Origin of the sequence: Roseburia rectibacter (assembly GCF_014287515.2) — a bacterium.
Taxonomy (GTDB): Bacteria; Bacillota; Clostridia; order Lachnospirales; family Lachnospiraceae; genus Roseburia; species Roseburia rectibacter.
This window is the reverse complement of the sequence record NZ_CP092473.1, coordinates 2937671-2948799: the sequence shown is the minus strand read 5'-3', so window position 1 is coordinate 2948799 and position 11129 is coordinate 2937671. Positions and strand designations below refer to the sequence as shown.

At 39.1% G+C, this 11129-nt stretch carries 8 protein-coding genes; 7 read left to right on the top strand and 1 reads right to left on the bottom strand.

Translation table 11 applies throughout. The annotated features are described in order from the left end of the window. Position 1: 1 nt before the first annotated feature. Positions 2-1885: a TIGR03986 family type III CRISPR-associated RAMP protein gene (locus tag H8S51_RS13700; RefSeq protein ID WP_186899417.1), complete on the top strand. Its 1884-nt coding sequence runs from the start codon at positions 2-4 to the stop codon at positions 1883-1885. A gap of 2 nt (positions 1886-1887) precedes the next feature. Next, entirely contained in the window at positions 1888-2610 is a 723-nt protein-coding gene (gene cas6 / locus H8S51_RS13695) for a CRISPR-associated endoribonuclease Cas6 (RefSeq protein ID WP_118209449.1), read from the top strand. Between the two features lie 12 nt (positions 2611-2622). Here cas6 and H8S51_RS13690 read toward each other — a convergent pair whose 3' ends face one another. Beyond that, entirely contained in the window at positions 2623-3684 is a 1062-nt protein-coding gene (locus tag H8S51_RS13690; RefSeq protein ID WP_186899416.1) for a WYL domain-containing protein, read from the bottom strand. Positions 3685-4142: 458 nt separating this feature from the next. Between H8S51_RS13690 and H8S51_RS13685 the strand changes: the two genes are divergently transcribed. The 5 genes from H8S51_RS13685 (at position 4143) to H8S51_RS13665 (ending at position 11124) form a co-directional block, all read left to right on the top strand. Further along, positions 4143-4295 carry a hypothetical protein gene (locus H8S51_RS13685; protein WP_158576215.1) on the top strand — a complete coding sequence of 51 codons (153 nt, stop codon included), beginning with the start codon at positions 4143-4145 and terminating at the stop codon, positions 4293-4295. A 72-nt stretch (positions 4296-4367) separates the two neighbouring features. Next, entirely contained in the window at positions 4368-4865 is a 498-nt protein-coding gene (locus H8S51_RS13680) for a SpoVA/SpoVAEb family sporulation membrane protein (RefSeq protein ID WP_117922360.1), read from the top strand. A gap of 501 nt (positions 4866-5366) precedes the next feature. Next, complete coding sequence (locus H8S51_RS13675; protein WP_118209405.1) at positions 5367-5666, top strand: hypothetical protein; 300 nt, start codon at positions 5367-5369, stop codon at positions 5664-5666. A 56-nt stretch (positions 5667-5722) separates the two neighbouring features. After that, positions 5723-7186: an extracellular solute-binding protein gene (locus H8S51_RS13670; RefSeq protein ID WP_186899415.1), complete on the top strand. Its 1464-nt coding sequence runs from the start codon at positions 5723-5725 to the stop codon at positions 7184-7186. A 44-nt stretch (positions 7187-7230) separates the two neighbouring features. Beyond that, positions 7231-11124, top strand: a complete 3894-nt coding sequence (locus tag H8S51_RS13665) for a response regulator (protein WP_186899414.1) — start codon at positions 7231-7233, stop codon at positions 11122-11124. The last annotated feature ends 5 nt before the right edge of the window (positions 11125-11129 follow it).

Below are 11129 nucleotides of genomic sequence, written 5' to 3'. Positions count from 1 at the left end.
TATGAGGGGATTTGTAAATCCATATAATTTTATCCGTTTTCCAAAGGAAAAAGCGAAAGCATATGAAGATACGGACATCCATACTGGCGTGATAGAATATACGGTTACAACCAAAACACCATTGTTTATTCCAAATTCAAGTTCGGATCACGCTTTTAAGGAATCCGAGGTAAAGGATCATAAATCTTATGACTTCTTTTCTTATACGGAGCTTGAGACAGATCGCACATATGATAACGAGTACCATGTTCCGGTAATACCGGGAAGTGAGATCCGCGGTGTTGTAAGGCAGGTATATGAGACATTGACGGATTCTTGTATGGGAATATTAAATGTAGATGCGTATCCGGTAAAAAGAACGATGGGACAGTTTAAGCCTGCTTTGATCCACCGTACGATCAATGGAAAACTTGAACTATTAAATGCAGATTCTTATCGTATCGAAATGGCTTGTGGAGAAAAAGAAGACGTGTCTGAAAGATACAGTAATGGAACGATAGTATATTTTAATAGGATAAGACCGGGTGGATTGATAAAATATTACAGCTTTTCAAAGGACGGAGATTTTAACGGCAGCGGCTGTCTGATCAAATGGGGAATGGGCTGCAGAAAGAAGCGGTATCATATTTTTGCCGGTAAAAACGCACAGAGTCCGGAAGAAAGATCGTTATCGAAGGATGTGATCGAAAGAAAACTGCTTCCAGTGATAGAGTCATATCTGTCGCAGCCAAATGTATCTTCTTTGAATGAGAAGGCATATCAGGAATACAAGCAGGATCTGCAGCTTTTTTTGAAGGAAAAAGGAGAAGGGTATTTTCCTGTCTGCTATTCAAAACTGGGGAATGGAATTCTGTATTTAGCTCCTGCAGTATTTTCCAAGGAAATATCAGATCATAACATTGAGACACTTGCAGGTTCGTTTTCACCATGTAAGGAAGAGGTATGTCCTGCATGTGATCTTTTCGGATATGTGAGAAAAAATAATGAAAATTGCAAGGGTTCTAAAGTGAGATTTTCAGATATGTATGTCAGAGAAAAATTGGATGTGAAAGAATACTATCTCAATTCCCGGATCACTTTGCAGAATTTAGGAGAGCCTAAGCTTGGAAATGTAGATTTTTATCTGAAAAGACCAGCAGGGGCACAATTCTGGACATACGATTATTACTATGCAGATCAGAAGCTTAACGTTTATCCGGGTGAACTGCGGGGACGTAAGTTTTACTGGCATCACCAGAAGGTCAATCTGCCAAAAAATATAGTGCCTGTAAATCTGAATAAAACGGTGCGGATGGTAAAAGAGGGAATTGAATTTTCAGGAAAACTATATTTTGAATCAATCTCGCAGAAGCAGTTAGATCAGCTGATCTGGATCTTAAACAGTGGTACGGAGGGACTTGGGCTGAAACTTGGTGGAGCAAAGCCGCTTGGAATGGGAAGCATTATGTGTTCCGTTGACAGAGTGACAGAGCGCAGGATAACAGTGGATGACGGAAAAATAAAATATATACTGGATGAAGCAGACCAGTTTGATGATATTACATATGAAAGTGTTGGCTTCAGCAATACGGTAAAAAAAGAGTTTTATAAGATCGCAGGATTAAAAACTGTTCCTGCTGATGTGGAGATCACTTATCCGAAAGAAAATGAACAAAAAGGTAAGCTGTTAGATGAAGGGTATAAATGGTTTACGAATAACCATACATCGGTAACAGGTGGAATGGCAAGAAATCGTGAGAGTATGAAAATAAGTGAAGCATTACCACAGATTCTCGACCAGGATTTTTCGCTGCCGTATAATGACAAACCAGTGAAAAAGAATAGTTATAAAAATAATGGAAGAAACGGAAAGTATGGTACACGGCCAGCAGGCAGAATAGGATAATTATGCAGTTATTAGTACATATCCGGCTTGACAGACCACTTGTATTGCCGATCAATTATAATCATATTTTACAGTCGGTTATTTACCGGGCAATCTCTATTGTGCCGGATTTTGGTGATTTTGTTCATGATTGCGGGTACAACAGAGGTGGTCGTCAGTATAAGATGTTTCAGTTTGGACAGTTAAATGGCTCCTATCAGATCAAAGCCCGGAAAATCATTTTTGATTCACAGGTATCTTTTGAGGTAAGAAGCCCGGAGCCACTATTGATAAGGCTCATGGCAGACAGTTTTCATTATTATGGGATCACATTTGGAAAAACACTGTATCGTGATGTGGAACTGGAACTATTTGATTATACAGTGGAAGAGTCAGAACTTGTGATCCGGATGAAGTCTCCGGTAACAGTTTATGCAACGGATCCTGTTACTGGAAAAACATATTATTATGATCCGGATGAAGCAGAATTTTATGGCAGGCTCAATGACAATTTTTATCGTAAATATCAGGCATATTATGGAATTGCGCCGTATAAACCACTGGACATTTCAAAAAATGAAGGAGTAAAAACCAGAAAGATCGTCACAAGATATCAGAACAGCTATGTGACAGCATGGTTTGTACAGCTGAATTTAGCAGGTGAACGCAGATATCTGGATTTTTTGTATCAGACGGGGCTGGGAGCAAAAAACTCCCAGGGGTTTGGAATGTTTGAGATTGTGTAAGTAAGAAAGCAGTTATTTTGCTTGATAGAGCTTTGAAGCCGCTGCATAGGAATCTGCGAACTTTTGTCTTAGGGATGGAGGAGAAAGAATTTCGGCATCGGCTCCAAAGGAAAAGAAGTAATTATATGCCTGGAGTTCAGAACAGTCGAATACATACTCGTATTCCGTGGATTTTTCTTCATTTTTTACAGGCCGTGAGTGAAGTTTTTTTAAGAAAGTCTGCGTTCCTTTTTCGGTTAGTTTTACATGTATTTCTTCCCCTTCACCAAGCAGATAGGCAGGTGAATATTTAGCCAGTTTATCTTCAATGTCCTTTATCTCTTTTTGGTTCAGATGAAAAGTGCGGCTTCTGGAAAGCCGTGAGATATTAATTCTCGACATGGAAAATGAAGCAATGACTTTATTCTTTTCGCTGTATTCTTTTTTTCTTGAATAGCAGACCAGATAGTCTTGTGTGGACATTGGATCTGCAACGATTTTATAAGGATAGACACAAAAAGTCTGTTTTGTGTCATTAATGGAAACAATAACATCTAAGATGTAATTGTTTTCACATGCAATATTTATCTGGTCATAAATATCTTTTCTAAAAATCTGTTCTCTTTTTATAAATGGAAGAGATGCGTACTCTTCAATCAGGCATTTTATATACAACCCTGAACGATCACCATATGGAACTGCTTCCATACATTCATCTCCGAATAAAAAATCTGCATTTTCATCATTAATATAATACAGTTTCGAGTGAGCCTTATTTTTTTTGAATTTTTCGATGTGGCATTTAAGCTCAGTTTCCTTTTGGGCAACAAGTATATCGATGACTTTATTGAGTTCAATTTCAGGAAAGCCAGATTTGGAATCTTTCAGACATCCGGTAAGTTTTGAGCGGTATTTTTCCAAATAGGTAAATATGGATGAAGCTGCTTCATCATGGAAATTTGTTATAACGGTATTGATGAAAGCTGTCATGGATGTAACACCAAACACAGTCATATCGTCTTCTATCGTAAATATAGCTTTATCGCTAAAAGAAATTCTTATTTTTTGCGCATCATTTATAGCAGTAAATCCCATATAGTACCATCTCCCTTTTTATATAAAAACTCTTATTGTTCCTATCATCGTAACATTTTTTTGAAAAAAATACAATTATACAAGCTAATTTCGTAACAGTTTGATGAAGAAATGATTCCGTTGTTTATTGCCATATGAAGAGTTATAATAAACTCAGTCAAGGGGAAAAAGAACAGATTCGCAGGGAGGTGATAGTATGGAAGAGCTTTTTAAGGTTATCGGTTACGCTGTAGTCGATATTCTGGTTGAAGCTGTTGCCAGTGCTGATGAGTAGCAGCTGCCAGGAATGTTTTGACTGTGAGGAGGTGATAAGTGATGGAGGATTTTGATTTCCGAGTGTTAGGTCATGTGCTTGTCGACATTTTTGCCGATATTTTTGAGGGATAAGGCATAGCCTTATTTCTCTCAATGCTGGATGAAACTGGTGGTTTGTTTTTCGATTACAGGAGGTAATGGAGATGGAAGGGATGAGAAATGATATGGTTAATTTTGGTATCAGTGAGCTTGTACCTGTGAAGGTTACAAATGTTCAGCGGGAGATCATCAAGACCAAGAGCAGATGGTTCCTACTGGCGGAGGATGCATTACCTTTAGCGGAAAGAAGTGCGTGATCCGCATAAAAAACAGACTACCGTGTCATACTAATCCGGTAAAATTCAGATTATTTTACGGGAGGGAAAAACATGGAGAAGCAGAAAAACTTATCTAAAGTATCAGCCGGTGCAGATAAAAAGGTAAGGGATCAGGCATACAATGAGTATGTGGAATCAGTAACACCCAAACATAATCTTGCTGCGAATATGGCAAAAGCATTTGTGATGGGGGGGATTATCTGCTGCATCGGACAACTGATCTTAAATACCTGTAAAAATTTAGGACTTGATAAAGAAATGTCAGGGAGCTGGTGCAGCATCCTGTTGATCTTATTATCTGTGATCTTAACCGGACTGAATCTGTATCCGTCACTTGCGAACTGGGGAGGAGCAGGAGCACTTGTGCCGATCACAGGGTTTGCAAATGGTGTTGCAGCACCGGCGATTGAATTTCAGAAAGAGGGACAGGTTTTTGGAATCGGCTGTAAGATATTTACAATCGCAGGACCTGTTATTTTGTATGGTATTTTTTCAAGCTGGGTTCTGGGACTTATTTACTGGCTGCTCTGTAGTTTGGCATTGCTATGAAATATCAGGTATGTTACAATGAACCCGGATAACAGCCTTTAATGGGATACTAAAATATAGGAACAGGGTATCTTTGAAAGAAGGTGCATTGTTCCTTTTTACAATAGGATAAGGAGTAAGAAAAATGTTTCACAGTCAGTCAACGCAGGTAGAATTGTTTTTCTGCGGCTGTCTTTTTTTGCCTGATCACAGCATTATGTATGTATTTAAGTAATAATTTTGATAAGAAAAAGAGAAAGTGGCTGCTTTTGATGCAAGTGTCTACTGCGGTACTTCTTTTTAGCGATGCTTTTCTGTATTGTTATTTTGATGCAGACAATTTTTATTACAGGAATACAGGATTTGTGATTTCTCTTCTGTTTCCGGTAGTGTCAATGCTTATCGATCTGTCATTATTGGTACAGTTCCGAAAAAATATCCGGAAAAAGATTTTTGTGTCTATGCTTTCCTATATCTACAACGTTAAATCAGTGCGTTAAAGAATTGTCATCAGATCCGGATATGGATGTAGCAATCCAGAACCTGCTTGGTGTTATTAATGCATATTTTCGAGCAGACAGAACCTATATTTTTGAAATATCGGCAGATGGAAAAACTTTAAAAAATACATATGAATATGTCAGTGATGGGGTTTCTGCACAGATTGAAAATTTACAGGAAGTGCCAATTGATGTTATATCTGTATGGATAGATCATTTTCAAAAGGATGAAGTATATTTTATGTCGACGGTAGAGCAGGAAAAGGGTTCTGAATCCTACGAGATGCTGCAGGAACAGGATGTAATATCATCTGCAGAATGACGAAAAGAATGAATGAAGGGGCAGATGGAGCCTTTACGAAAGAAAAGAGGAAAGTTATGAAAAGATGGAGCGTTGCAGTACTAATGATCACATTGTCCATGCCGTTTTTTGCAGGATGTGGAACGTCGCAGAATAGTGGGACTGCAAAGGTAAAGTTAGATCCGGACAATCCGGTATCACTTACGGTCTGGCATTATTACAACGGAGCACAGCAGGCTACTTTTGATACGCTTGTGGAAGAATTTAATGCAACGGTAGGAAAAGAAAAAGGAATTTATGTGGAAGAATACAGCCAGGGTTCTGTTTATGATTTAGAACAGGCGGTTCAGAGTGCGATCAAAGGAGAAGTGGGTGCAGACGATCTGCCGGATATTTTTTCGTCCTATGCTGATACGGCGTATTATGCACAGCAGGAGGGTAAATTAGTTGATCTGACACAGTATTTCAGTGAAGATGAATTATCTTCTTATGTGGACTCTTATATTGAAGAAGGATATTTTCAGGACGATGGTGCACTGTATCTTTTGCCGGTTGCAAAATCAACAGAAATCATGATGATCAATAAAACGGACTGGGAGCCGTTTGCAGCAGAGACAGGATCTTCATTGGATGAATTAAAGACGATTGAAGGAGTCGTTGATGTAGCTGAGCGCTATTATGAATGGACAGATGCAAAGACACCGGATATTCCGGATGATGGAAAGGCATTTTACGGCAGGGATTCCATGTCTAATTATTTCATTATCGGAATGAAACAGATGGGAAAAGAAATCTTTGAAGTAAAAAATGGAGAGGTAACATTAAATACAGATAAAGAATCTATGCGTCGTCTGTGGGATGATTATTATGTGCCATATGTGAAGGGATATTTTGAATCTTACGGAAAATTTCGTTCAGATGACGTGAAAACAGGAGATATTCTTGCATATACCGGAGCTACATCTTCGGCAGTATATTTCCCGGATAATGTAGAAAATGGAGAGGAGAGTTATCCGATCGATTACATTATTCAGGATGCGCCGATCATGCAGGATGGAGAAAATTATATGGTGCAGCAGGGGGCAGGAATGGCTGTTACAAAGTCAGATGATGCACATGAATATGCATCCTGTGTATTTTTAAAATGGATTACAGAGAAAGAGCAGAATCTCCGTTTTGGCTGTGCTTCGGCATATCTTCCGGTTTTAAAAGAGGCAAATAAAGTTGAAACATTAGATAAGGTTATCAAAGATAATAATATAGAGATCAATGAAAAGTCTTATGATTGTCTGAAATACATCTTAGAGAATTTTGATCAGAAGAAATTTTATACACCGAAAAGTTTCAGAAAGGGGTATGATGCGAGAAAAATCTTAGACTATAATTTGTCTGATAAGGCAGTTGAGGATAAAACTGCAATCGATGCAGCTATTGCAGAGGGAACCTCAAGGGATGAAGTATTAGAATCATATCTTTCAGATGAGGCATTTGAAAACTGGTACAATGATTTTTGCAGTTCTCTTTCTGCTGCAGCAAAATAGTGTGGAAATAAACTGAGCAAATGAGACGGACAGGTAAGGATTGCATGGGGAAAAAGAAAAAGACTTTATTAAAAATATTTTTGATACCGATTCTGGGAATTGTTCTGATTGAGGGGATCGTGCCGTTCCTTACATTGGTTTTCAGCGGGATAAAGTCGAATCTGGAGGAGAATAATATACGTGTTGTAAACCATATTGTAGAGAACAGACAGGTGGTTCTTGAAAATGATATGGTGGAGAAGTGGCGCTCTGTTTATAAGAAAAGTGATGAATTAAACAGTGATCTGTCACAGGTACTTGATGATAATCATGCGGATGTCGGGCAGTTTCTGAAATCAAAAGAGATTCAGGAACAGTATTTAGAAACAGTATTTCCTGACATGGTAGATGAACTCCAATATAATATGACTTCCGGTATTTTCCTGATTCTTGCAAATGACAGTCCCATGAATGAGGAAGCAGAATACAGAGGCTTTTTTGTGAGGGATTCTGATCCGCAGGCAAAAACGGAGTCCAATGCAGACCTTTTATTGGAGCGTGGAAATAAAAGGTTGTCCCATAATCTGTCCATTTCTTTAGACAGTGCATGGAGTACAGATTTTCATTTTACAGGAAATGGAAACCGTGATGCGGATAATTTTTTTTACAGGCCTTATATGCAGGCAGTCCGGAATACCAAAGTGAATATGAGGGATTTAGGATACTGGGCAAAGACATTTATTTTGGAAGATCATTATATGGACGGCCATCAGATGATCACTTATTCAGTACCGCTGTTATATGAAGGAACGGTTTATGGGGTGGTAGGAGTAGAGATCAGTCTTAACTATCTTTCGAATTATTTCTCTGTCAGGGATCTGGATGGTGATTTAAATGCCGGATATGCGCTTATGATCCAGAATGCAGAAGGAAAATATGAGAGTGTTGTTGGAAAAGGTGCTTTGTATGATATTGTATATAGAGATAATCATGCATTGGAATTTAAGGCAGATGCAGGAGATGAATTGTGCAAAATCACCGGGGCACAGATGGGAAAACAGGATATTTATGTGGTAACAAAGCCGTTATCACTTTACAGTAATAATGTGCCGTATGATGATGCTGACTGGGTATTGTGTGGATTTGTCACAGAAGATTCTATTTATGGGATCGGAAGAAAAGTCTATATTAAAATGATCACGGCAATCATAAGCGGTGCACTGTTTGCAGCAGTTTTAGTATACTGTCTGATCCGTTATGTTACAAAGCCGGTATACCGTCTGATGGAAAGTGTACGTGGCGGAGTTACCGGGATTCGTGATTTTAAAAATTCAAATATTCTTGAAATTGACGAATTACATGGAGTGATCGAAAATCTGACCGATGAACAGATGCAGACGGAAACACAGCTTCTGGAAGAAAAAGAAAGATACCGGATCGCAGTTGAGAGTTCACAGGATATATTTTTCACGTATCGTAAGAAAGAAAAAATATTAGAAGTTGTAAACAGCGGTAATTTTGATGGTATCTGGGATTGTGTGAAACATCCGGAGTGGGTAGATAACGGATATATTTATCCGGAGGACAGGGAACGTGTTGTGTATCATGTTCTCAATGCAAAAAATGAGCTCAATATTGATTTTCGGATGCGTTACAGGGCGAGAGACGATTATACCTGGGTAAATCTGTCCGGAAGTGTTATGCTGGACGAAGCAGGGGAGTCAGAGCGTGTAGTTGGCTGTATTCACAACATACAAAAGAGAAAACTTCTTGAAGAAGAACAGAGAAAGAAACAGCTTTTAGATCCGGTCACATTATTTTACCGTCTGGAATATGGTCTGGAAGCAATGAGAACAGCGCGTGAAAAATGCCCGGAAGGTGTTACTGCTATTATTGATATCCGTCATTTCACGAAAGTGAATGAGCAGTATGGACTGATTTTTGGAGATATTTTATTAGAACAGCTTGCCGGAGAGCTCGTAACAGAATGTGGTAAGCAGAATTTCAAAAATGTCATCTATATAAGAGCAGGTGCAGATCAGATGCTGCTATGGCTCCCTGATGTGCAGACATCACAGGTAAAAGCAATGATTGAAAAGGTCCGGCAGGATTTTACGGCACTGACAGATGAGAAATTGCTTACATTGAATTTAAAATGCGGTATTACGCGTGTAATGGCAGATGATCGGGAAGAAGACAGTAAACAGCAGGCAGGAAAGGCATTAGCAGCTGCAAAGCATAGTCGTTATGACATTATGATTTATCAGGAACTTTCGGAGAATGAAAAAAGTATGCAGGCAGATGCCACATTCCGGGAGATCGCTTCCGTTGGCAGGTTAAAACAGATGAACCTTTCCTCTATAGCGATCAATCTGTGTGACAGAGAAGGAGAACTTGCAGTCATACTTGATATTCTTTCATTGAAGTTAAAAGAAAAATATAATCTTGCAAATCTTGTCATTGCAAGTTTTAACAGGGAATATCTGGTAAACAGCCTGTTATATAACTGGAAAGATACAGAAAACTTTCAGAACTGGGATGGAGTCAGTCGTTGTTCCGGTTCAGAATACCAGCAGTTTATTGAAAATAAGAAAGTGCAGGAGATACTGCCGGTTACGGAAGAAGTTTTAAGGGATCCGACACTGGGAAAATTTGCAGACCGGACGGATGGAGTACTCTATCATATGGCTGACAATGGTTCTTATGCAGGAAGTATCCTGTTTATGGGTATTGATCAAAAAATACTGGATAATGAGGAAGACCGGAAGAATTTAAATGAAATAGGATCTATTATCCAAAATAAGATCAATCTGCAGCGTCATGATCTTGCAGCAAAAGCAAAATCAGATTTCCTGGCACGAATGTCTCATGAGATCCGCACACCGATGAACGGAATTATCGGTATGGCAGAGATCGCTCTGAGAGATGGACAGGAAGAAAAACGACGTATTGACTGTCTGAACAAAATTAAAAATTCTTCTAATTATCTGCTTGGATTATTGAATGATATTTTAGATATGTCAAAGATCGAAAGCGGAAAAATGAAGCTTGTGTCAGAACAGGCAGATTTAGCTAAAATGATACGGGGACTTGAGCCTTTGCTTGAATCGAAGATTGCAGAGAAAAACATCCGGTTTTCACAGAATATTGAGCTAAAGAATGACTGGTTCATCTGTGATGAACTCCGGATCAACCAGGTACTTGTGAATCTGCTTGGAAATGCTGTCAAATATTCCAATATGGGTGGTCATGTGAAACTGACTGTTCGTGAAATGCAAAAGACAGCAGAATTATCGGAGATTTATTTTGAGGTCAGCGATGATGGAATCGGCATTGCGGAAGATAAGCAGCATCTGATCTTCCAGAGCTTTGAGCAGGCAGATACATCTGAAAATGCGAGAATACAGGGAACCGGTTTAGGACTTGCGATCAGCAGCCGCCTTATTCATATGATGGATTCACAGATACAGTTACAAAGTGCACCGGGAAAAGGCAGTACATTTTATTTTACACTGCAGTTAAAACCAGTGGAGAAGAGCCGGCTGCAAGAGAAAACACCTGATCTATCCAGGAATTTCACCGGAAAAAGGGTTCTTGTAGTGGAGGATAACGCACTGAATATGGAAATCGCGCGTACTCTTTTAGAAACATTTGGCATTGAGGTGGAGGAAGCATATAATGGTAAAGAGGCAGTGGAAGGTGTGCGCACTACACCGCCAGGATATTATGATCTGATTCTGATGGATATTATGATGCCTGAAATGGATGGACTAGAGGCAACACGCACGATCAGGCAGATTGACAGGGAAGACTTAAAAACACTTCCGATCATTGCAATGAGTGCAAATGCATTTGACGAGGACGTAAAACGTTCAATCGCAAGTGGTATGAATGGTCACCTGTCGAAGCCGGTCAATGTCAGTCTGCTAAAGGAAACACTTGCATCCGTATTGGACTGAGATTT

Coding starts and splice junctions, on each gene's coding strand:
- H8S51_RS13700 (WP_186899417.1), top strand. CDS start 2: ATGAGGGGATTTGTAAATCCATATAATTTTATCCGTTTTCCAAAGGAA.
- cas6 (WP_118209449.1), top strand. CDS start 1,888: ATGCAGTTATTAGTACATATCCGGCTTGACAGACCACTTGTATTGCCG.
- H8S51_RS13690 (WP_186899416.1), bottom strand. CDS start 3,684: ATGGGATTTACTGCTATAAATGATGCGCAAAAAATAAGAATTTCTTTT.
- H8S51_RS13685 (WP_158576215.1), top strand. CDS start 4,143: ATGGAAGGGATGAGAAATGATATGGTTAATTTTGGTATCAGTGAGCTT.
- H8S51_RS13680 (WP_117922360.1), top strand. CDS start 4,368: ATGGAGAAGCAGAAAAACTTATCTAAAGTATCAGCCGGTGCAGATAAA.
- H8S51_RS13675 (WP_118209405.1), top strand. CDS start 5,367: ATGGATGTAGCAATCCAGAACCTGCTTGGTGTTATTAATGCATATTTT.
- H8S51_RS13670 (WP_186899415.1), top strand. CDS start 5,723: ATGAAAAGATGGAGCGTTGCAGTACTAATGATCACATTGTCCATGCCG.
- H8S51_RS13665 (WP_186899414.1), top strand. CDS start 7,231: ATGGGGAAAAAGAAAAAGACTTTATTAAAAATATTTTTGATACCGATT.